This window comes from Nonomuraea sp. SBT364 (assembly GCF_001083785.1).
Classification (GTDB): Bacteria; Actinomycetota; Actinomycetes; order Streptosporangiales; family Streptosporangiaceae; genus Nonomuraea.
In genome coordinates this window covers 1-22,050 of record NZ_LAVL01000053.1, presented here as the reverse complement: position 1 = coordinate 22,050, position 22,050 = coordinate 1, and the positions used below count along the sequence as shown (strand labels likewise).

19 protein-coding genes are annotated in these 22,050 nt (G+C 72.4%); 10 read left to right on the top strand and 9 right to left on the bottom strand.

What is annotated here, in order from left to right; all coding sequences use genetic code 11:
- Position 1 precedes the first annotated feature (1 nt).
- Complete coding sequence (locus ADY59_RS23465) at positions 2 to 1,492, top strand: amidase (protein WP_049565548.1); 1,491 nt, start codon at positions 2 to 4, stop codon at positions 1,490 to 1,492.
- Positions 1,493 to 1,510: 18 nt separating this feature from the next.
- On the opposite strand, the gene ADY59_RS23460 is transcribed toward ADY59_RS23465, so the two are convergent.
- From ADY59_RS23460 to ADY59_RS23445, 4 genes are all read right to left on the bottom strand, one after another.
- Positions 1,511 to 2,356: an aldehyde dehydrogenase family protein gene (locus ADY59_RS23460; protein ID WP_049565545.1), complete on the bottom strand. Its 846-nt coding sequence runs from the start codon at positions 2,354 to 2,356 to the stop codon at positions 1,511 to 1,513.
- Positions 2,349 to 2,546 carry a hypothetical protein gene (locus tag ADY59_RS23455; RefSeq protein WP_049565542.1) on the bottom strand — a complete coding sequence of 66 codons (198 nt, stop codon included), beginning with the start codon at positions 2,544 to 2,546 and terminating at the stop codon, positions 2,349 to 2,351. Before ADY59_RS23455 ends, ADY59_RS23460 begins: the two co-directional genes overlap by 8 nt.
- Entirely contained in the window at positions 2,536 to 3,996 is a 1,461-nt protein-coding gene (locus ADY59_RS23450; RefSeq protein WP_049565539.1) for an aldehyde dehydrogenase family protein, read from the bottom strand. Before ADY59_RS23450 ends, ADY59_RS23455 begins: the two co-directional genes overlap by 11 nt.
- A gap of 96 nt (positions 3,997 to 4,092) precedes the next feature.
- Positions 4,093 to 6,504, bottom strand: a complete 2,412-nt coding sequence (locus ADY59_RS23445; RefSeq protein WP_082310342.1) for a family 20 glycosylhydrolase — start codon at positions 6,502 to 6,504, stop codon at positions 4,093 to 4,095.
- Between the two features lie 168 nt (positions 6,505 to 6,672).
- On the opposite strand from ADY59_RS23445, the gene ADY59_RS23440 reads away from it, so the two are divergent.
- The 6 genes from ADY59_RS23440 to ADY59_RS23415 all read left to right on the top strand — a co-directional run bounded on the left by ADY59_RS23440 (position 6,673) and on the right by ADY59_RS23415 (position 13,364).
- A complete protein-coding gene (locus tag ADY59_RS23440) occupies positions 6,673 to 7,869 on the top strand; it encodes an ROK family transcriptional regulator (RefSeq protein ID WP_049565535.1) in 1,197 nt (398 codons plus the stop codon).
- Positions 7,870 to 9,354 (top strand): sulfatase-like hydrolase/transferase, encoded by a 1,485-nt coding sequence (locus ADY59_RS23435; protein ID WP_231618850.1) that lies wholly within the window; start codon positions 7,870 to 7,872, stop codon positions 9,352 to 9,354.
- Positions 9,355 to 9,401: 47 nt separating this feature from the next.
- Positions 9,402 to 10,403 carry an aliphatic sulfonate ABC transporter substrate-binding protein gene (locus tag ADY59_RS23430; RefSeq protein WP_049565529.1) on the top strand — a complete coding sequence of 334 codons (1,002 nt, stop codon included), beginning with the start codon at positions 9,402 to 9,404 and terminating at the stop codon, positions 10,401 to 10,403.
- A gap of 43 nt (positions 10,404 to 10,446) precedes the next feature.
- On the top strand, positions 10,447 to 11,613 hold the full coding sequence (locus ADY59_RS23425; RefSeq protein WP_049565526.1) for an ROK family transcriptional regulator: 1,167 nt from the start codon (positions 10,447 to 10,449) through the stop codon (positions 11,611 to 11,613).
- A gap of 165 nt (positions 11,614 to 11,778) precedes the next feature.
- Positions 11,779 to 12,591, top strand: a complete 813-nt coding sequence (locus ADY59_RS23420; protein ID WP_049565524.1) for an ABC transporter permease — start codon at positions 11,779 to 11,781, stop codon at positions 12,589 to 12,591.
- Positions 12,588 to 13,364 carry an ABC transporter ATP-binding protein gene (locus ADY59_RS23415; protein ID WP_049565521.1) on the top strand — a complete coding sequence of 259 codons (777 nt, stop codon included), beginning with the start codon at positions 12,588 to 12,590 and terminating at the stop codon, positions 13,362 to 13,364. The genes ADY59_RS23420 and ADY59_RS23415 overlap by 4 nt, the downstream gene beginning before the upstream one ends.
- 15 nt (positions 13,365 to 13,379) lie before the next feature.
- Here the strand turns inward: ADY59_RS23415 and ADY59_RS23410 are convergent, their stop codons facing one another.
- A complete protein-coding gene (locus tag ADY59_RS23410; protein ID WP_442937711.1) occupies positions 13,380 to 14,363 on the bottom strand; it encodes an NADP-dependent oxidoreductase in 984 nt (327 codons plus the stop codon).
- A gap of 121 nt (positions 14,364 to 14,484) precedes the next feature.
- Between ADY59_RS23410 and ADY59_RS23405 the strand changes: the two genes are divergently transcribed.
- Entirely contained in the window at positions 14,485 to 15,471 is a 987-nt protein-coding gene (locus tag ADY59_RS23405) for a GlxA family transcriptional regulator (RefSeq protein WP_049565517.1), read from the top strand.
- On the opposite strand, the gene deoC is transcribed toward ADY59_RS23405, so the two are convergent.
- Complete coding sequence (deoC, locus tag ADY59_RS23400; RefSeq protein WP_156325680.1) at positions 15,472 to 16,401, bottom strand: deoxyribose-phosphate aldolase; 930 nt, start codon at positions 16,399 to 16,401, stop codon at positions 15,472 to 15,474. It lies immediately after the preceding gene.
- A 276-nt stretch (positions 16,402 to 16,677) separates the two neighbouring features.
- Here deoC and ADY59_RS51595 point away from each other — a divergent pair, with 276 nt between their 5' ends.
- Complete coding sequence (locus ADY59_RS51595) at positions 16,678 to 16,824, top strand: hypothetical protein (protein WP_197093810.1); 147 nt, start codon at positions 16,678 to 16,680, stop codon at positions 16,822 to 16,824.
- A gap of 115 nt (positions 16,825 to 16,939) precedes the next feature.
- Positions 16,940 to 19,795, top strand: a complete 2,856-nt coding sequence (locus ADY59_RS23395; protein ID WP_231618849.1) for a helix-turn-helix transcriptional regulator — start codon at positions 16,940 to 16,942, stop codon at positions 19,793 to 19,795.
- Here ADY59_RS23395 and ADY59_RS23390 read toward each other — a convergent pair.
- The 3 genes from ADY59_RS23390 to ADY59_RS52670 all read right to left on the bottom strand — a co-directional run.
- Entirely contained in the window at positions 19,784 to 20,359 is a 576-nt protein-coding gene (locus ADY59_RS23390; protein ID WP_049565512.1) for a TMEM165/GDT1 family protein, read from the bottom strand. The genes ADY59_RS23395 and ADY59_RS23390 overlap by 12 nt on opposite strands.
- Positions 20,360 to 20,599: 240 nt before the next feature.
- On the bottom strand, positions 20,600 to 21,625 hold the full coding sequence (locus tag ADY59_RS23385; protein WP_082310346.1) for a UDP-N-acetylmuramate dehydrogenase: 1,026 nt from the start codon (positions 21,623 to 21,625) through the stop codon (positions 20,600 to 20,602).
- A 17-nt stretch (positions 21,626 to 21,642) separates the two neighbouring features.
- On the bottom strand, positions 21,643 to 22,050 hold a 408-nt coding region (locus ADY59_RS52670; RefSeq protein ID WP_049565504.1), incomplete at its 5' end, for a hypothetical protein.

Here is a 22,050-nt window from a genome sequence, read left to right as displayed (position 1 = left end):
CATGTTGTGGGCAGGCAGATCCGCCATGGAGATCGCGGCGGCCGTACGACAGGGCGAGGTCGCGGCCACCGCGGTCATCGAGGAGCATTTCGAGGTGATCGCCGAGCGCGACCCCCGTGTGGGCGCGTTCCGGCGGGTGCGCGAGCAGGCGGTGGAGGAGGCGCGGGCCGTCCAGGAACGGCGCGACCTGTCGGAGCTGCCGCTCGCCGGGGTGCCCGTGGCGGTCAAGGACAACCTGGAGGTCGCGGGCGAGGCGACCCGCCTGGGCTCGGCCGTGACCGCCGACGCCCCCGCCTCCCGGGACCACGAGACCGTGGCCCGGCTGCGCGCGGCCGGCGCGGTGGTGATCGGCCTGACGAACCTTCCCGAGCTCGCCCTGGTCGCCTTCGGCGACAGCCCGTACGGCACCGTCCGCAACCCCTGGGACCGGTCCCGCACGGCGGGCGGGTCGTCGTCCGGGAGCGCGGCGGCGGTCGCGGCGGTGATGGCGCCGATCGCGCTCGGCAACGACGGCATGGGCTCGCTGCGCATCCCGGCGGCGTGCTGCGGCGTCCTGGCGCTCAAGCCGGGCGCCGGGCTCGTACCGCCGCCCACGGACGACTGGCGTGGCCTGTCGGCGAACGGCCCGATCGCCGTGCACGCCGCCGACCTGGCGCTGATGCTCTCAGTGCTCGCCGCGGACCCGTCGCTGGCCGAGGCGTGGCGCAGCGGCCGGCGGATCGAGGCGCGCCGGCCGATGCTCCGCTCGGTGTGGGCGGGCGACGACGGCGTGTGGGAGCCGCCCCCGCCGCACGACAGCCCGGAGCCGTTCGACCTGCGGGTGGCGTACGCGCCGCAGCCGCTGCCGGCCGGGCTGCCGATGGACAGCGAGTTCCGGGCGGCGGTGCGCGGCGCCGCCGAGACGCTCCGGGTGGCCGGGCACACGATCGTCGAACGCGACGGCCGCTTACCCGCCTGGCTGGGCCCGGCCACGATCGCCACCTGGCTCTGCCGCGCCGCCGACACCGTCACCACCCTCACCTCGCCGGACGGAACGCCACCGGCCGGGACCGCCGGGTCGCCGCCGGCGGGAGAGGCGCGATTGGAGAGGCGTACCCGGGCGCTCGCGCGTGCCGGCCGGGTGCTGGCCCGGCTGGGCCTGGACGGCCGCCGGGGGCGCGACCGCTGGGCCGGCTACGGCGCGGACCGGTGGTTCGGCGACGCCGACGTCCTCATCACGCCCACCCTCGCCGCGATCCCGCCGCGCGCCGACCGCTGGGGCGAGCGCGGCCTGGCCCGCAACCTGCTGGCCAACGTCGGCTACGCCCCCGCGACCGGACCGTGGAACATGTGCGGCTGGCCCGCCATGACGGTGCCCGTCGCCACCCACTCCAGCGGCCTGCCGATCGGAGTCCAGCTCGTCGCCCCGCCGGGCGGCGAGCCGCACCTGCTCGGCCTCGCCGCCCAGCTCCAGGCGGCCCACCCCCCGATCCGCCCCCCGGGCTTCTCCTGAACCTGCCCCTCGCGGGCGTCAGACCCCCAGCGGGTGCCAGACGGTCTTGGTCTCCAGGAAGCGGGTCATCCGGCGCAGCCCCGGGTCCGCGCGCCAGTCAGCGGTGACGGGCCGCTGGACGCGCTTGAGGTTCGCGGCAGCCTCCTCCTCGCAGCGCAACGCCAGCGCCGGGTCGGCCACGCCGGTGAGGTCCAGGCCGTTGACGTCCATGTGCGCCGCCAGCCAGGGCGCGAGCTCCGCCTGGTGCCCGGTGAGGATGTTGACCACCCCGCCCGGCAGGTCGGACGTGGCCAGCACCTCGGCCAGCGTGATCGCCGGCAGCGGGGCGGGCTCGGAGGCGACGACCACGCACGTGTTGCCGGTGACGATGACCGGCGCGACCACCGACACCAGCCCGAGCAGCGGATCGGCCGGCGCCACGACCGCGACCACGCCGGTGGGCTCCGGTGAGGACAGGTTGAAGTACGGGCCCGCGACAGGGTTGGCGGTGCCGTGCACCGAGCTGATCTTGTCGGACCAGCCGGCGTACCAGACGAGCCGGTCGACCGCGGCGTCGACCGTCTCCAGCGCGGGCTTCCTGGCGCCGCCGAGCTCGTCGGCGAACTGGGCGCGGCGGCCCTCCAGCATCTCGGCGATCCGGTAGAGGATCTGGCCCCGGTTGTAGGCGGTGGCCCCCGACCAGCCGGGGAACGCCTTGCGGGCGGCCGACACCGCGTCCCTGGCGTCCTTGCGGGAGGCGCGCGAGGCATTGGCGAGGAAGTCGCCCTTGGGCGAGGTCACGGGATAGGACCTCCCACTCTCCGAGCGCGGGAACGCCCCGCCGATGAACAGCTTGTAGGTCTTGCGGACGGTCAACCTACTCATCGCCGCGCCCCCTCCACATGATCTCCTGGGACATCTCGACCGGCACGAACACCTGGCCGCACCGGCTCACGCCGCAGCGGTGGGCGTACCAGCCGGTGCGCACGGGGCGCCCGGCGCGGGCGAAGGCGTGTCCGCGGGTGGCCAGGGCGCGGCGGGCCCTGCGCCGGCGGCGCCGGTGTTCACACGTCAAGGTAGGCCTCCAGCCCGAGCAGGCCGCCTTCGCGCCCGTAGCCCGACTCCTTGTAGCCGCCGAACGGCGAGGCCGGGTCGAACCGGTTGAAGGTGTTGGCCCAGACGACTCCGGCCCGGAGCCGGTCGGCCATCCACAGGATGCGCGACCCCTTCTCGGTCCAGATGCCGGCGGACAGGCCGTACGGAGTGTTGTTGGCCTTCTCGACGGCCTCGGCCGGGGTGCGGAAGGTGAGCACGGACAGGACCGGGCCGAAGATCTCCTCGCGGGCGATCCGGTGCGACTGCGCGACGCCGGTGAACAGCGTCGGCGGGAACCAGTAACCCTTGGCGGGCAGCTCGCAGGCGGGCGACCAGCGCTCGGCGCCCTCGGACTCCCCGAGGTCGGACAACCGGCGGATCTTGGCGAGCTGCTCGGCGGAGTTGATGGCGCCGATGTCGGTGTTCTTGTCGAGCGGGTCGCCCAGCCGCAGCGTGCCGAGCCTGCGCTTGAGCGCCGTCAGCAGCTCGTCCTGGATCGACTCCTGCACCAGCAGCCGGGAGCCGGCGCAGCACACGTGGCCCTGGTTGAAGAAGATGCCGTTGACGACGCCCTCGACGGCCTGGTCGAGCGCGGCGTCCTCGAACACGATGTTGGCGGCCTTGCCGCCCAGCTCCAGCGTGAGCTTCTTGCCGGTGCCGGCGACGGAACGGGCGATGATCCGGCCGACCTCGGTGGAGCCGGTGAAGGCGACCTTGGCGACGTCGGGGTGGGAGACGACGGCGGAGCCGGTCTCGCCCGCGCCGGTGACGATGTTGACCACGCCGGGCGGCAGCTCGGCCTGCCGGCAGATCTCCGCGAACAGCAGCGCGGTCAGCGGCGTCGTCTCGGCCGGCTTGAGCACCACCGTGTTGCCGCACGCCAGCGCGGGCGCGATCTTCCAGGCGAGCATGAGCAGCGGGAAGTTCCACGGGATGACCTGGCCGGCCACGCCCAGCGGCCGGGGGTCGGCGCCGAACCCGGCGTGGCCGAGCTTGTCGGCCCAGCCCGCGTAGTAGAAGAAGTGCGCCGCCACCAGCGGCAGGTCCACGTCGCGCGACTCACGGATCGGCTTGCCGTTGTCGAGCGACTCCAGCACGGCCAGCTCCCTGGCGCGCTCCTGGATGATGCGGGCGATGCGGAACAGGTATTTGGCGCGCTCGGAGCCGGGCAGCGCGCTCCAGCCGTCGAACGCCTTGCGCGCGGCCCGCACCGCGCGGTCCACGTCGTCGGCGGAGGCCGTGGCGACCTCCGCCAGCTTCTCCTCCGTCGCCGGGTTGACCGTCTTGAAGGACGGCCCGGAGCCGTCCACGAACTCGCCGTCGATGAACAGCCCGTAGGAGGACTTGAGATCGACGATGTCGCGCGACTCGGGCGCCGGTGCGTAGTCGAAGACCGGCCTTTCGGGCACCGTCTGTTTCGGCGTTGCCATCATCGATCCAGAGTGAAGTATCGGAGCATCACAACTGCCAGCGTAGACGGTCATATGCACTGCTCCGAGGGGCCCGGCGACGGGCCCCCGGGATGGTCAGCGGACGGTCACCGTCACCCGTCCCTCGACCGGCGCCTCACCGGGCACCCGGACCGAGAGCGTGCCCGTGTGGGTTCCGGCCTGGTCGAAGGCACGGAGCGACGTCGCGGTGAACGCGGCGTTGATCCGCATGTCGGGAATGCTCCCTTCGCGGGTGGTGGTCAGCGTGACGTCCTCCCGCTGCCCGTCGCTCCAGACGACGCTCGCCTCCAGGTCCGCTGCGGCGCGGCCGGGGGCGGTGACGGTCCAGGTGGCGCCGGACGGCTGCCCTGCGGCGACCGTCACGGGCTGGGCCAGCGCCTTCATCCGCCAGGACACGTCGGCCGCTGGGAAGAAGTTCGTCCCCTGGACGGTGAGCCGGCCGCCGGCCTCGGACAGGCGGGTGCGGAAGTCGGTGTAGTCACGCTGCGCCTGCGGCGTCCAGCCCACCTCGGCGGTGGCGATCAGCCGGGGGAAGCTGTAGTACTGCGCCTGGCCGATCCGGCGGATGAACTCGCCCCACAGCGCCGACTCCACCCCGAGCACACTGCTCTCCTGGATGCCGGGGATGTACGTGCCCGGGTCCCAGTTGTAGTGCCGGTCCAGGCCGCACGCGCCGCCGCACGCCCAGGTGCCGCCCTGCGGCTGGCGCGGGTCCTGCTTCTGCGGCACGTACGTGTGCGGGGCCGGGGACAGGATCGCCTTGGCGCCCCGGTCGTTCACCGCGTTCGCCACGGCCTGGCGGTTGCCGTTCCAGAACTGGACGACGGCCTTGTCCTGGGGCAGCGCGGTGCCGGCGTACTCGTTCCAGCCGACGACGGTCTTGCCCAGCGCCGCGACCTCCCGGGTGAACGCGTCGACCATCCTCGTGTAGTCGGCGTGGCTGGTGACGTGCGCCTCGTCGCCGCCGATGTGCAGGTACGGGCCGGGGGTCAGCTCGGCGATCTCGGTGAGTACGTGCTTGACGAACTCGTACGTGACCGGGCTGTCCGCGTCGAAGCTGGAGTAGCCGACGGCGCCCGTGCCGTTGTGCGGGACGGTGGTCTGCCCCGGCTGGAGCCTGGGCCGCGCGCCCGGCGTGTTGAGCTGCGGGATGGAGTGCAGGGCGGCGTTCGTGTGGCCCGGCATGTCGATCTCCGGGACGACGGTCATGCCGTTCTGCCCCGCGTAGCGGACGATCTCGGTGTAGTCGGCCTTGGTGTAGTAGCCGGTGATGCCCGGCTCGGTCCCCCGGTCGGTCATCGCGGTGGCGCCGCTGACCTCGGTGAGCAGGCCGTAGTCGATGCCGGACGGGTTGTCCGCCGGGTCGTCGATCGCGATCCGCCAGCCCTGGTCGTCGGTCAGGTGCAGGTGCAGCCGGTTGACCTTGAACTGGGCGGCGGCGTCGATGTAGGTCTTGACCTCGCTCACCGGGTAGAAGCTGCGGGCGACGTCGAGCATCATGCCCCGGTGCGCGAACCTCGGGTAGTCGGTGATCGTCACCGCCGGGATCGTCCACGCGGTCGCGACCGGGGTGTCCGACTCGATCCACTGCGGCAGGAGCTGGCGCAGCGTCTGCACGCCGTTGAGCGCGCCGGCCGCGGTCCCGGCCCGCAGGGTGACCTGCCGGGGCGTGACGGCGAGCGTGTAGCCCTCGGCCTCGTGGCCGCGCGGGCCCTTGCCGTCGCCGACCTCGACGACGATCGGGGCGGGGCCGCGCCCGTTGCGGACGACGGGCAGGCCGAAGCCGGTGGCCGGGCGCAGCGCGCGGGCCAGGTAGCCGGCGGGCGCCTGGGCTCCGGCGCCGGAGGCGAGCACGCGGGTGTTCCGGTGCAGCGTGAACGGCTCGCCGCCGGTCTCCTCGACGGACACCGGCTTGGGGAGCAGGCCGAGCGTGGGGGCGGGCGGCGCGGGCGGCGCGTCCCAGATCTCGAACTCGGAGATCGAGTAACCGAAGGACGACCAGCGCTGACGCCCCTGCATGCGCACGTACGAGACGGGCTCCCCGGCGCGCACCTCGATCACGTCGGTCCTCGGGCAGGTGTCGCGCCGCACCGAGGCGGCGTCCGTCCAGGAGGAGCCGTCCGTGGAGGTCTGCAGGACGAAGTCGCGGGCGCAGGCGTTGGGCCAGGTCAGCTTCACGTGGTCGACGGCGGCCGGCTGGGCCAGCTTGATTTGGACCCAGTTGTCGTCCTGGTACTTCGACGACCAGCGGGTGGCGGTGTCGCCGTCGTTGACGTGCGCGGCCACGAAGTCCGCCCGGTCGAGTTCGACGCTGGACGCGGTGGCGGCGCCGGCGAGCGCGAGGTTGACCGGCGCGGCGGCCGCTTGGACGGGGGGTGGCGCGAGCAGGGAGGCCGCGAGCACGGCCATCAGCACAGGCGGCAGCACAGGGTTCAGCACAGGCTTCAGTGCCGCCGCGATGCGGCGGCGTGGACGGGTGGGGGGCATGAGGCTCCTTTCGGTAGCCCAGAGTGTGAGCCGCCTCACCCAATTACGTCAAGACTCTCGACATTAATAGGCGGTCGGGCTCACTTCACAGGCCCCTGTTCGGGCATATCACCACATATTTAGTCCGAAGATTTGCATTTAATGCCTTGAGGGCCTCATCATGGCCGCATGTCCAAGCCGACCGACGCGCTGCAACGGCTCCGCCGTGCGCACGAGGGCGCCGTCCTCGACGCCCTGCGCTCGTCGGGTGCGCTGAGCCGTACCGACCTGATCCGGATCACCGGCCTGTCACGCACCACGCTGTTCACGATCATTTCGGAGATGATCGAACGGGCCTCGGTCGTCGAGACCGAGGCGCCCGCGACCGCCAGGCGCGGGCGCGGCCGGCCGCCCTCACTCGTCGCGCTCAACCCCGGAGCCGGCCAGCTCATCGGGCTCGACCTGGCCAGAAGGCGCATCCACCTGGCCGTCGCCAACCTGTCGCACCAGATCATCGCCACCGGCATGGCCGACGTCCCCGAGGGCGCCGGCGTGCTGGAACAGGCCGAGGCGGCGGTGCGGCTGGTCAAGCAGGTCAGCGGTGACCGCGCCGTGCGCCTGGACGCCCTGGAGGCGATCGGCGTGGGCCTGATCGGCGGCGCAGGCGACCCCGCGCTGCCGCCCGCCCGCTACGCGCCCGTCAAGGAGCGGCTGTCGCGGGAGTTCGGCGTGCGCGTCGCCGTCGACAACAACGCCCGGCTGGCCGCGCTGGCCGAGAGCACCTGGGGCGCCGCCAGGTCGGCCCGCGACATCGTGTACGCGCGCTGGTCGGTCGGGGTGGGCGGCGGCTTCCTCGTCGGCGGCAGGCTCGTGCGCGGCGCGACCGGCGCGGCGGGCGAGATCGGCCACATCTCGCTCGACCCCGGCGGGCCGCCCTGCCACTGCGGCTCCCGGGGCTGCCTGGAACCGCGCATCAGCGCCCAGGCGCTGCTCGACGCCTGCGCCGCCAAGGGCGTCCGGCTCGACGGCGTCGACGCGCTGGTCGCCGCCGCCCGCGACCGCGTGCCCGCCGTGTGCGAGGTGATCTCCGCCGCCGCTACCGACCTCGGGCGGGTGCTGGCCGACGCGGTGGTCCAGCTCGACCCCCAGCGGGTGGTCGTCGGCGGCGAGCTGGCCGCGCTGGGCAGCCTCGTGCTCGGCCCGATCCGCGAGGCGATCTCCCGCCTGGCCCTCCCCCACGCGCCGGGCACGGTCGAGGTCGTCCCCGCCGACCTGGGCGCCAGGGCATCCGCCATGGGCGCCATCGCCCTCCTGCTCCACGACGAGCCCTCGACGGGCCCGCCCTCCCCCTCCACGACGAGCCCGCACCTGGCGATCGGAGAATGAGTGACCCACCCACGCAACGTCCTGTTCCTGATGACCGACCAGCATCGGGTGGACACCCTCGGCTGCTACGGCAACCCGGTGGTGCGCACCCCGGCGCTGGACGGCCTGGCCGCCGAGGGCACTCGGTTCGACCGCTTCTACACCCCCACCGCGATCTGCACGCCGGCGCGGGCGTCACTGTTCACCGGGCTGCACCCGTTCCGCCACGGCCTGCTGGTCAACCCGGAGCGCAACGGCGGCGCCCGTGACGAGGTCGCCGACGGGCACCCGGTCATGGCCGCGCCGCTGCGGGCCGCGGGCTACAACCTGGGCCACGTCGGCAAGTGGCACATCGGCCGCGAACGCGGCCCGGAGTTCTACGACATGGACGGCGAGCACCTGCCGGGCGCGCTCAACCCCTTCCACCACCCCTCCTACGAGCGGTGGCTGAAGGAGCACGGCCACCCGCCGTTCGCCGTGGAGCAGGCGGTCTTCGGCCGGGCCCAGAACGGCTCCGGCCGAGGTCACCTGATCGCCGGCCGCCTCCGGCAGCCGCCGGAGGCCACGATCGAGGCGTTCCTCACCGACCGGACGCTGGAGCTGCTGGACGGCTACGCGCGCGACTTCCACCGCGACGGCAAGCCGTTCGTCCTCTCCTGCCACTGGTACGGCCCGCACCTGCCGTACCTGATCCCGGACGAGTACTACGACCTGTACGACCCCGCGCTGGTCCCGCTGCCGGAGTCGATGGCCGAGACCTTCGCCGGCAAGCCCGACGTGCAGCGCCGCTACTCCGAGTACTGGTCGGCCGACCACTTCGACGCCGACGCCTGGCGCAAGCTGATCGCGGTCTACTGGGGCTACGTCACGCTGATCGACGATCAGATCGGGCGCCTGATCGCCGCGCTGCGCGAGCACGGGCTCTGGGACGACACCGCCGTGATGTTCACCGCCGACCACGGCGAGTTCACCGGCGCGCACCGGCTCAACGACAAGGGCCCGGCGATGTACGAGGACATCTACCGCATCCCCGGCATCGTCCGCGTCCCCGGCGCCGAGGCGCGGGTGGTGGACGAGTTCGCCACCCTGATCGACCTCAACCCCACGATTCTCGCCCTGGCCGGGCTGCCGCCGCAGGAGCCCTGCGACGGCGGCAGCCTGCTCCCGCTCGTCGAGGGCGAGCCGGATCCCCGGCCGCAGGTGGTCACCGAGTTCCACGGCCACCACTTCCCCTACTCCCAGCGCATGATCCGGGACCGCCGCCACAAGCTGGTGTTCAACCCGGAGAGCGTGCACGAGCTGTACGACCTGGACAGCGATCCGCACGAGTTGCGCAACGTCTACACCGCGCCCGCCTACGCGGCGGTCCGGCGTGACCTGACCGTGCGGCTCTACGCCGAACTGCTGCGCCGCGGCGACCCCGCCTCCAGCTGGATGAGCTACATGGCCGACATCGGCGGGGGCCGCGCCCCCGACGTCGACGGCGTCGCCGACGAGGTGGGCTGAGTGCCACCCGTCCACCCCCTCCACCCATTCCTGAGAAAGGACCTCCGATGAGGCTTCCTCGCAGGCTGGCGGCCTTCACGGCAGCGCTCGCCCTCGTTCTTCCCGTCGCCGCGTGCGGCTCCTCCTCTTCCGGGGACGGGACGAAGACCGTCAAGTTCGGCTACATCGCGGACTTCGCCGGCGCCGCCGTGCTCGCCGCCGCGGACAAGCAGGGGCTGTGGGCCAAGCACGGCCTGGAGCCCGAGCTGAAGGTGTTCACCAACGGGCCGCTGCAGATCCAGGCGCTCGGCTCGGGCGACATCGACTTCGGCTACATCGGCTCCGGCGCGACCTGGCTCCCGGCCAGCGGCAAGGCGAAGATCGTCGCGCCGAACATGCTCGGCCAGGCCGACCGGCTGATCACCCACTCCGACTCCGGCATCACCACGGTCGCCGGGCTGAAGGGCAAGAAGATCGGCGTCCCCGAGGGCACCTCCGGCGACATGATCCTGGAGCTCGCGCTCAAGGAGGCCGGCCTGACGGGCAAGGACGTGCAGAAGGTCAACATGGACCCGAGCACGGTCGTCACCGCCTTCAGCGCCAAGCAGATCGACGCCGCGGCCATCTGGTATCCCCTGATCGACACCATCAAGAAGAACGTCCCCGACCTGGTCGAGCTGACCAAGAGCGAGGACTACTACCCCAAGCTGAGCTTCCCCAGCTCCTTCGTGGCCCGCAACGAGCTGGTCGCCGAGGACGCCGCGACCGTGACCAAGGTGCTCAAGGTGCTGCGTGAGGGCAACGACTGGGTGGCGGCCAACACGGCCGAGGCCGAGACGCTGACGGCGACGTTCCTCAAGGCCCCGGCCGAGCAGTTCAAGGGCGCCTCGGCCGTCACCAAGATCGTGCCCACGGCCGAGCTGGACAAGCTGACCAAGGACGGGTCGGTGGCGAACTGGTACAAGGGCCTGGCCGACATCTTCGTCACCATGGGCAAGCTGCCGGAGTCGCCCGATCCGGCCACCTACTTCACCGCCGACCTCTACCAGGCCGCCGGAGGCGCTATTTAACCCGGGGAGTTGACAAATTTCGACCTCGACCCATCATGGTCCCATGTCGAGCCCCACTGACGCGCTCCAGCGGCTCCGCCGGGTGCACGAGGACGCAGTCCTGTCCGCGTTGCGCTCGGCGGGCGCGCTGAGCCGGGCCCAGCTCACCGAGCGCACCGGGCTTTCGCGCACGACGCTGTTCACCATCATCTCCGACCTGATCGAGCGCGGGGCGGCCATCGAGACCGAGGCCGCGCCCGGCGAGCCGCGCGGACGCGGCCGCCCGGCGTCGCTGGTGGCGCTCAACCCCGCCGCCGGCCTCCTGCTCGGCCTCGACCTGGGCCGGGGGCGGATCCGCCTGGCGATCGCCAACGCCGCCCACCAGGTCGTCACCACGGCGACCCACGACCTCCCCGAGGACGCGACCCCGCCGGCGCGGGCCGAGGCGGCGATCGCGCTGATCCGGCAGGTCGCCGAGGAGCGCGGGGTGCGCCTGGGCGCCCTGGAGGCCGTGGGGCTCGGCCTGGTGGGCGTCGTCGACGACCATCCCGCGCCGGCCGGCCACCTCCCGCTGGCGCGCCGGATCGCCGACGAGTTCGGCGTGCGGGTGGCGGTCGACAACAACGCCAGGCTGGCCGCGCTCGCCGAGGCCACCTGGGGCGCGGCCAGATCCGTCCGCGACGTCGTCTACGTACGCTGGTCGGTGGGCGTGGGCGGCGGCTTCGTCGCCGGCGGCAGGCTGCTGCGCGGCGCGCACGGGGCGAGCGGCGAGCTCGGCCACGTCTCGCTCGACCCGTCGGGCCCGCCCTGCCACTGCGGCAGCCGGGGCTGCCTGGAGGGCCGGATCGGCGGCCAGGCGCTCCTCGACTCCTGCGCGGCGCGCGGGCTCCCGCTGGACAACCTCGACGCGCTCGTCGCCGCCGCCCAGGACAGGGCCGCCGTGGCGTGCGACGTCGTCTCGGCGGCCGCCCGCGACCTGGGCCGCGTCCTGGCCGACACCGTGACCCAGCTCGATCCGGCCCTGGTGGTCGTGGGCGGCGAACTGGCCGGGCTGGGCAGCCTGGTCCTGGGCCCGATCCGCGAGGCGATCTCCCGGCTGGCCCTGCCGAAGTCGCCGCGCGAGATCCGGGTGACCCAGGCCGACCTGGGCGTGAACGCCTCGGCCATGGGCGCCATCGCCCTCCTCCTGCACGAGGAGCCGTCGATCCCGGCCCACCTCCGCCCGGCCTGACCCTCCGCTTTTTTGTACGGAGCACGGATGAAAGTGTGCGCCGACCGTTCGCCGCACCCATGGCCGACCTGCGGTGACAGAGATTAGCCCGCAGCTATTTTTGCCTACCTATTGACGAAAATATCCGGACATCAGCACACTGTCGGGCATGGAGGCACCCCAGCCATGACCGCATTGAGCGTTTCCCAGAGACCCGGCGACCCGCCCGCGCCCCGCCGCCGCCGCGCCAGGCGGCCCGCCCGCGGGATCGTCCTGAACGTGGTGGCCGTCGCGGCCGGGCTGGCCGCCTGGACGGGCCTGTCGGCCTCCGGGATCCAGGGCCTGACCGGCCCCGTCGAGGTCGCCGTGCGCGGCGCCGAGCTGATCGCCGACGGCACCCTGACGGCCGACCTGCTGGCCAGTCTGCGCCGCGTCTTCACCGGCTTCGCGCTGGGCACCGCACTGGCCGTCCCGGTCGGCTTCCTGATGGGCTGGTACGCCACCGCCCGCGCGCTCATAGAGCCCTACGTGCAGTTCTTCCGCACGATCCCGCCGCTGGCCATCATCCCGCTGGCGATCCTGCTCATGGGCATCGGCGAGACGCCGAAGGTGTTCGTCATCTTCCTGGCCGCGTTCCTGTCGAGCGTCGTGGCGACGTTCCAGGGCGTCATGGACGTCGACAAGACCCTCATCAACGCCGCCCGCGTGCTGGGCGCCTCCGACCGGGTCATCTTCCTCAAGGTCGTGGTGCCCGCCTCCACCCCGTTCATCATCGTCGGCATGCGCGTCGGCCTCGGCGCCGCCTGGGGCACCCTGGTCGCCGCCGAGCTCATCGCCGCCCAGGAGGGCCTGGGCTATCGCATGCAGCAGGCCCAGCTCTACTACGACCTGCCCACCATCTTCGTCGGGCTGATCAGCATCGGCGTGCTCGGCCTCGCCATGGACCGCCTGCTCCAGCTGGCCGAACGCCGCCTCACCGGATGGCAGGAACGCCGATGACCACCAAGATCTCCTTCCGCGGCGTGTCCAAGACGTTCGCGCTCAAGGACACCGACTTCCTCGCACTCGACCGCGTCGACCTGGACATCGCCGACCGCGAGTTCGTCACCGTCGTCGGCCCGTCGGGCTGCGGCAAGAGCACGCTGATGAGCATGGCCGCCGGCCTGGTCGAGCCCGGAACCGGCGAGATCCTGCTCGACGGCGCCCCCGTCGCCGGCCCCGGCCCCGACCGCGGCGTCATCTTCCAGCAGTACGCCCTCTTCCCCTGGCTGACCGTGCGCAAGAACGTCGAGTTCGGGCTCAACCTGGCCCCCGTCCCCGCCCAGGAACGCCGCGAACGCGCCCAGCGCGCCATCGACCTGGTCGGCCTCACCGACTTCGCCGACGCCCTGCCCAAGACGCTCTCCGGCGGCATGAAGCAGCGCTGCGCCATCGCCCGCGCCTACGCGGTCAACCCGAAGGTCCTGCTCATGGACGAGCCCTTCGGCGCCCTCGACGCCCTCACCCGGGTCCAGCTCCAGGACCAGCTCCTCGACACCTGGAGCCAGGAACGCCGCACGGTCATGTTCATCACCCACGACGTGGACGAGGCCGTCTACCTGGCCAACCGCGTCATCGTCATGGCCGCCAGACCGGGCCGCGTCCACCGCGTCATCGACGTCGACCTGCCCTACCCGCGCACCGAGGAGCTCCGCCTCTCCCCGGAGTTCGCCCGCATCCGCAACGAGGTCTGGCACTCCGTCTACCACCAGACCTCGGCCCACGCGGAATGAGGCACGGGGCGGCCGTCACGGAGTGACAGTAAGGACGATCTTCCCGGTGCTGTGGCCGGTCTCGCCCAGCGTGTGGGCGGCGGCGGCCTCCTCAAGAGGGAAGACCGCGTCGGCGATCACGCGCAGGCGACCGTCCTCGACCAGGGCGCTGATCTCGCGCAGCCCTGCCTGATCGGGCTCGACGAGCATGAACATCGTTCGCACCCCGGCGGCCTCGGCCTCCTCGTGCGGGAAGGTGTCGTCCAGCGGCAGGAGCGAGATCAGCGTTCCGCCTGGGCGCAGGGTGCGCAGGGAGCGGGCCCAGTACGGGCCGGCGATGCTGTCGATGACCACGTCCACGTCGCGGACGACCTCGGCGAAGTCCCGGGTGCGATAGTCGATGAGTTCGTCCGCCCCGAGCGAGCGCAGCAGGTCGTGCTTGGCGGCGCCGGCGGTGCCGATCACGTGGGCGCCCCGGGCCTTGGCGATCTGGACGGCCAGGTGGCCGACGCCACCTGCGGCGGCATGGATGAGGACACGCTGGCCCGGCCGCACCCGCGCGGTGTCGACCAGAGCCTGCCAGGCGGTGAGCGAGGCCAGCGGCAGGGCGGCGGCCTGGACGTGGTCCACGCCCTGGGGGTGCGGGGCGAAATGACGGGCCGGGGCGGCGACGTACTCGGCGTAGGCGCCGGCCAGGTGCGGGAAGCGCGGCATCCCGAAGACCTTGTCACCGGGCCGGAAGAGGGTCACGCCCTCGCCGATCTCCTCGACCACCCCGGAGACGTCGAACCCCAGGATGAACGGGGGCTTCGCCCCGATGGGGAACGCTCCGCGCTCGCGGGTCTTCCAGTCGGCCGGGTTCACGCCCGCCGCGTGCACCCGGACCAGGATCTCGCCCCAGCCCGGCTGCGGGCGGGTCGTCTCGATGACCTTGAGGACGTCGGGGGCTCCCGGACGGTCCTGGGAGACGGCACGCATGGTCGCGAGGGCTCGATCGGTGTCTGCAAGGGTCATGGTCATGTCCTCTGTCCGGCGGCACTCGTGAGGATCGTGCCGTTTCTCCTGGGAAGCGCCCTCAGCCTGCCGGAGCCACAGGCACCTCAGCAGTGGCCTGATGGTCATCGTCTGAAAGAATCCGGCCATGCATCGCGTCGGCGTTCTGGCCCTGGACGGAGTCATCCCCTTCGAGCTCGGCATCCCCGCCCGAATCTTCGGCGCCGCCCGCGACGCGGAGGGCAACCGGCTCTACAGCGTGACCACGTGCGGCCTGGACGGCCGCCCGGTGCGCACCGAGGCCGATTTCGACCTCAGCGTCGCCCACGACGCTTCGCTGCTGGCCAGGGTCGACACCGTCGTCATCCCGCCCTCCCACGCCCTCGGCCCGATCCGCGAGGAGGGCCGCCTGCCCGGGGCGCTGCGCGACGCCCTGGCCGCCATCCGCCCCGGCACCCGGATCGTGGGCATCTGCACCGCCGCGTACGTCCTGGCCGCCGCCGGGCTGCTCGACCACCGCCCCGCCACCACCCACTGGCGGGAGGCCGACCGGCTGCAGCGGATGTTCCCCACCGCCCGCATCGACCCCGACGTCCTCTTCGTCGACGACGGCGACATCCTCACCTCCGCCGGGGTCGCCGCGGGCATCGACCTGTGCCTGCACATGGTCCGCCGTGACCACGGCAGCGAGATCGCCAACGAGGTCGCCCGCTCCTGCGTCACACCGCCGTGGCGGGACGGAGGCCAGGCCCAGTACATCCAGCGGCCCGTCCCCGGCTCGCGCGCCACGGGCACCGCCCCCACCCAGGCGTGGGCCCTGGAACACCTCGCCGAGCGCCTCACCCTGGCCGACCTGGCCGCCCACGCGAGCATGAGCGTACGGACCTTCACCCGCCGCTTCCGCGACGAGGTCGGCACCACCCCCGGCCGATGGCTCACCCGCCAACGCGTGGACCTCGCGCGTCAGTTGCTGGAGACCACCGACTGGCCCGTGGACCTCGTCGCCCACCGCGCCGGCTTCGGCACCGACGTATCCCTGCGCCAGCACCTCCACGCCGCCATCGGCATCACTCCTCAGGCATACCGCCGCACCTTCCGCCCGGCGGTCACGGCGGTCACGGCCTCGGCCGGCTGATCAGTCGAGGGTGAAGTAGTCGGGTCCCGCGTAGCGGCCGGTGGCCAGCTTCTCGCGCTGCATCAGCAGGTCGTTGAGGAGCGAGGAGGCGCCCAGCCGGAACCAGTCGGACGAGAGCCAGTCGGCGCCCGCGGTCTCGTTGACCAGGACGAGGTTCTTGATGGCGTCCTTGGTGGTGCGGATGCCGCCGGCGGGTTTGACGCCCACCTGACGCCCGGTGCGGTCACGGAAGTCGCGGACCGCCTCCAGCATGATCAGCGTCACCGGCAGCGTGGCCGCCGGGGCGACCTTGCCGGTCGAGGTCTTGATGAAGTCGGCCCCGGCCAGCATCGCCAACCAGGACGCGCGCCGTACGTTGTCGTAGGTCGCGAGCTCGCCCGTCTCCAGGATCACCTTGAGGTGGGCGGTGCCGCAGGCGGCCTTGACGGCGACGATCTCCTCGAAGACCTTGGCGTAGTCGCCCGACAGGAACGCGCCGCGGTCGATCACCATGTCGATCTCGTCGGCGCCGGCGGCGACGGCGAGCGCGGTGTCGCTCACCTTGACCTCCAGCGAGGAGCGGCCGCTGGGGAACGCGGTCGCCACGGAGGCGATCTTGACCCCGGAGCCGGCCAGGGTCTCGGCGGCGACGGCCACCAGGTCGGGGTAGACGCAGACGGCCGCCACGCGGGGCGCGTCGCCGCCGGGGTGCATCGCCTTGGTGCACAGGGCGCGGACCTTGCCCCGGGTGTCGGCGCCTTCGAGCGTGGTGAGGTCGACCATGGAGATGGCCAGGTCGATGGCCTGGGCCTTGGCCGTCGTCTTGATGGAGCGGGTGCCGAGCATCGCCGCCCGCTGGTCGGCGCCGACCCGGTCGACGCCGGGCAGGCCGTGCAGGAAGGCCCGCAGGGTCGCGTCGGAGGCGGCGACGTCGGTGAGCGAAGTAGTCACAGTTGACACCTCCACAGCATCGCCGACCAGGTGCCCCACTTCCAAACCAAACCCGAACCACAACCCCGCAGACCGAACGAGGAAGACGCCCACAACCCTGCGGAACTCGGGTGTAGGGCCATACCTAGGGCACCGGGGGGCCGGTGAGGGGCTTACCTAGGCATCCCGGAACCCCGGTGGGGCCGGAGATAAGGCATCCATCCGATGTGGAGGAGGGGGCCTTAGCGCGACTCTTGAAGATGTCAGGAAGAAAGCACGACATCGCAGGAGAAAACAGTGAACGCGGAAATCGAGTTCCAGCTCATGAAGAGTCACGCCAACGAGCTTCGCGAGGCGGCCGCCAGGCATCGCCGAGTACGCGAGGCGCAGCGGGCCAATAAGTCCGAGCGCCGCTCGGTCTTCGGCAAGCGCCGCTCCTCATGACCACCCCACGAGAGCCCGGCCGCACCCTCCCTCGCGGCCGGGCCTCGCGACCTCCATGACTCACCCCCCATAAAGGCGTCGAAAGCAACAGATAAGGCATGACATGCTGGATGACATGCTGGGACGTTCGGTCAGCCCCGTCTTCGTCGGGCGCGAGGAGGAGCTGGCGACGCTCCGTGAGGCCCTTGACGAGGCCCGCAAGGGAAACGCCACCGCGGTGCTCCTCGGCGGCGAGGCCGGCGTCGGCAAGACCCGGCTCCTCCAGCGTTTCGCCGACCAGGTGGCGGCCGACGGCGCCCGGGTGCTGTTCGGCGGCTGCGTCGAGCTCTCCACCGAGGGCCTGGCGTACGCGCCCTTCACCGCCGCACTCCGCCAGCTCGTCAGGGAACAGGGCGCCGAGCGGATCGCCGCGCTGCTGCCCGAGGGCGCCGCCCGTGATCTGGCCCGCCTGCTGCCCGAATTCGGGGAGCCCAGCGCCGACGGCGAGACCGACACCGGCCGTGCCCGGCTCTTCGAGCAGTTCCTCACCCTCCTCGAACGGCTGGCCGACAGCAGCCCCACCGTGCTCATCGTCGAGGACGTGCACTGGGCCGACCGCTCCAGCCGCGACCTGATCGCCTTCCTCAGCCGTAACCTGCGCGTCCCGCAGGTGCTCATGGTCATGACGTACCGCTCGGACGACCTGCACCGGCAGCATCCGCTGCGCCCGGTGCTCGCCGAGCTCGGCAGGGTCAACGGCGTGCTCAGGCTCGACCTGCCCCGGCTCTCCCGCGACGAGGTCGCCCAGCAGATGGCCGGCATCCTCGGCAGCGCCCCGCTCTACACCAGGGTGCAGAAGGTCTACGAACGCAGCGAGGGCATCCCGCTGTTCGTCGAGGCGATGCTCGAATGCGGCGCCGACGGCACGTTCCCCGAGTCGATGCAGGACCTCATCCTGGGCGCCGTCGAGCGTCTGCCCGAGGAGACGCAGCGGGTGCTGCGCGTCGCCGCCGCGGGCGGCATCCGCGTCGGCCACCCCCTGCTCGCCGCCGTCAGCAACCTCTCCGACCTGGAGCTGGAGGCCGCGCTCCGGCCCGCCATCGCCGGCAACGTGCTGCAGATCGCCGACAATCGGGCGTACGTGTTCCGCCACGCCCTGATCCGCGAGGCCGTGCACGAGGAACTGCTGCCCGGCGAGCACCAGCGCCTGCACGCCCGCTACGCCGAGGAGATCTCCAAGAACCGCAGCCTGGTCCCGCCCGGCCGGGCCGCCGTCGAGCTGGCCCACCACTGGTACGGGGCGCGCGCGGACGTCGAGGCGCTGATCGCCGCCTGGGAGGCGGCCAAGAAGTCGTTCAGGGCGTTCGCGTACACCGAGGCGGTGCCGCTGCTCGAACGCGTGCTCATGCTCTGGGACCGGGTGCCCGACGCCGCCGAGCGGATCGGCGCCGATCACACCGCCGTCCTGGAGAAGGCGGCCAAGGCCGCGCAGGCCGGTGGCGAGGTGGACCGGGCGGTCAAGTTCACCAAGGCGGCCCTGGCGGAGCTGGACGAGTCACGCGAGCCGGGCCGGGTCGCCATGCTCATCGTCCGCTGGGCGCACCTGAAGATCTCCAAGGGCCGTACCGGCGTGGTGGAGGACCTGCGCCGGGCCCTGACGCTGGTGCCCGAACCCGGCACGGCCAGGGCCGAGGTGCTGGTGCCGATGAGCCAGCACCTGATGCTCCGCGGTGAGGCCGCCGAGGGCGCCATGTACATCGAGGAGGGGCTGCGCCTGGCCCGCGAGCTCGGCGACCGGTGCCTGGAAGCCGACCTGCTGATGAACCTGGCGCTCGGCCACTCCCTGGCCGGCGACGTCGAGGCCACGATCGCCACCAACCTGAAGGCGCTGGAGCTCGGCAGGCAGGAGAACTCCGGCCGGGTGATCACCCGGGCGATCGGCAACAACATCGACGCCCTGCTCGAGGCGGGCCGCTCGGACGAGGCGCTCAAGCTGTGCGAGGAGGGCTGGCTGGCCGCCAAGCGCTACGGCAGGATACGGGCCGGCGGCCTGTTCATCCTCAACAACTGGGCCGAGGCGCTGGAGACGACCGGCCGCTGGGACGAGGCCATCGACACCGTCGAGCGCGCCCTCAGCTTCGGCCCCGCGCTGCGCACCCACCACCACCTGATGCGGGTGCGCGCCGACATCGCCCTCGCCCGGGGCGAGGTGGAGCTGGTGGAGAGCATCCTGTCGGAGATCGGCGTGCTCAAGGAGCGCCCGGAGGACTTCGTCCAGGACATCACCAACAGCACCCGCCTGCACATCGGCTGGCACATGCTCAGGGGCGAGCACAGCGCGGCGCTGAAGGTGGCGGAGGGCATGCTCGCCCGTCCCGCGCAGTCGAGCAAGGCGATGCTCGGCTGGCGGCTGCTCGCCCTGCTCCGCACGACCTGCGACGCGGCCGAGGCCACCGAGCCCGGCCGCACCCGTGCCCTGCGCGAACAGGCCGCCGAGGTGGCCGCCCACCTGTCGGTCGTGGGCCCCGTCGCGGAGGCGTACAAGCTCACCTATTCCGGCGACTTCGACGCCTCGGCCGCCGCCTGGGAGCGGCTCGGGCGCCCGCACAGCCAGGCCAAGGCGCTGACGCGGGCGGCCAAGGTGGCCGCGCTGACAGGTGACCGCGACGGCGCGGCGGCCCGCCTGGCCGTCGCGCTGCCGCTGGCGCGGGCGTTGCCCGCCGACCCGCTCATCGACGAGATCGAGACGCTCTCCCGGCGGGTCGGCGGCGTCCAGCGGGCCCAGGAGCCGTCCGAGCTGCTCACGCCGCGCGAGCTGGAGGTGCTGCGCCTGGTGGCACTCGGCCGCACCAACCGGGACATCGCGGCGGAGCTGTTCATCTCGGCCAAGACGGTCTCCGTGCACGTCTCGAACATCCTGGGCAAGCTCGGCGTCACCACCCGGGGCGAGGCGGCGGCCGCCGCGCACCGGCTGTCGCTGCTAACCCCCTGAGACGAGCGCGTCGACGAGCAGGACGACGCCGAAGACGGCGAACGCGGCGGCCGCGCCGTAGCGGATGGCCTTCTCCGGCAGGTGCTTGCCCAGCGTCCGCCCGACCACGATGGCCAGGGCGTCGGCCGCGACCATGCCGACCGTGGAGCCGATCCAGGTGCCCAGCCAGCCGTGCTGCGTCGCCAGCGTGATCGTGGCCAGCATGGTCTTGTCGCCCAGCTCGGCCATGAAGAACGCGACGGTCACCGCGATCACCGCGTTGCGGGTGGTGTGCTGGGCCTTGCGCGACTCCTCGTCGGTCAGCTCGTCACCGCGCAACGTCCACAGGGCGAAGCCGAGGAAGGCGATCCCGGCCACGATCGCGATGGCCGTGGTGGGGAGGGCGTCGCCGATCAGGCCGCCGACGGCCACGCTGACCAGGTGCACCGCCGTGGTGGCGATGGTGATGCCGGCCAGTACAGGCCAGGCTTTGAAACGGGTGGCGAACGTCATCGCCATGAGCTGGCTCTTGTCGCCCAGCTCGGCGATGAAGATCGCGACCAGGCTGATCCAGAACGCTTCCAAACGGTCCTCTTCCGCGCGACCGGACCGTGAGCGTGCGCCAGGGGAAGTTTTCGGGCACGGCTTCGGCCCGGCAGCGTCTTCGTGCGCGACTGCCAGGCCGAAGGTCTCGTCCGCCCGTGAAGGCCCGCGTGACCGGGCGCGGCGAGCCGCGCCAGTGTGTCGATCACGCGATTGGGACTACTCCCCCTCGGTGTTTCCGAACCACCATAACAGCCCCGTCCGGGCGGCTATTCCCCGGGCTCAGAGCGCGACGCCGACCATCACCGGCTCGTTGACCAGCGTCACCCCGAACTTCTCCCGCACCCCGTCACGCACCTCCCTGGCCAGGGCAAGCAGGTCGGCGGTGGTGCCCGAGCCGTCGGGGTTGGTCAGCGCCAGCGTGTGCTTGGACGAGATGCGCACCGGGCCGCGCCGGTAGCCCTTGGGGAAGCCCGCCTGCTCGATCAGCCACGCGGCGGGCACCTTGACGGTGCCGCCGTCGTGCGGCCAGCTCGGGTGCCCGGGCGCGCGCGCCACCAGCTCCCCGGCCTCGGCCGCCGACAGGATCGGGTTGGTGAAGAACGATCCGGCGCTGCGGGTGTCGGGATCGTCCGGGTCGAGCACCATGCCCTTGCCCCGGCGCAGCGCCAGCACGGCCTCACGGGCCCGCGCCAGCGGCACCCGCTCGCCGAGCGGCACGTCCAGCCGTCCGGCCAGTTCCTTGTACGCCACCGCGCCGGACAGTTCCGAGACATCCAGCGCGTACGTCACGGCGAGCACCACATGCCGCGCCAGATCCCGCTTGAAGGCGCTGTCCCGGTAGGAGAACCCGCACTGCCGCGCCTCGATGTCGACGACCTGCCGGGTCAGCCGGTCGTAGGCGCGCACGCACCGGACGGTCTGGGCGACCTCCTGGCCGTAGGCGCCCACGTTCTGGATCGGGGTGGAGCCCACCAGGCCGGGAATGCCCGACATGCACTCGATGCCGGACCAGCCCTCCGCGACCGCCCGCGCCACCAGGGGGTCCCAGTCTTCACCCGCCTCGACCGTGACCACGACCTGTTCGCCGTCGCGCGACACCGCCACGCCCCGGGACGCCACCCGTACGACCAGCCCGTCGAACCCGTCGTCGGACACCACCAGGTTGCTGCCGCCGCCCAGCACCAGCGTCGGCCTGCCCTGCCGATCGGCCTCCGCGATCAGGGAGACGAGCTGCTCCGCCGTGTCGACCTCGACGAACTCGCCGGCGGGACCGCCCAGACCCAGCGTGGTGTACGGCGCGAGCATCTCCATGGGTCACAAGCTTATGAGGGTTGGAGCATATGGAGCACCCTGTCGTAGTTCCGGCGGCCCTCCTCGGTGGCGTAGCGGGCGGGCACGTCGTGCTCGTGGCGCTGCCGTACCGGGAGGTGCTGCTCGGGCACCACCAGCTCGCCGCGCAGGGCCAGTGACAGCACCAGATCGGCGTAGCGGCCATACCGCGCGTCCTCGGGGAAGACCCCCACCGCGGCCGCCCGCCGCGCCGCGGCCAGCCCGCCGCCGAGCGCCCGCACCCTCCCCGGCCCGCCCTGCCGCCACCCGGGCGGCGCCTGGTGGTGCTGGGGGGGGGGCCCCCCCCCGGCCGCTGGGACACCGTGAGCGGCCTGCCCCGCGATCGGCTCCCCCACCGCGACCGACCTTTCGGACCGGATGAGTGGCACGCGGGCGGCGGC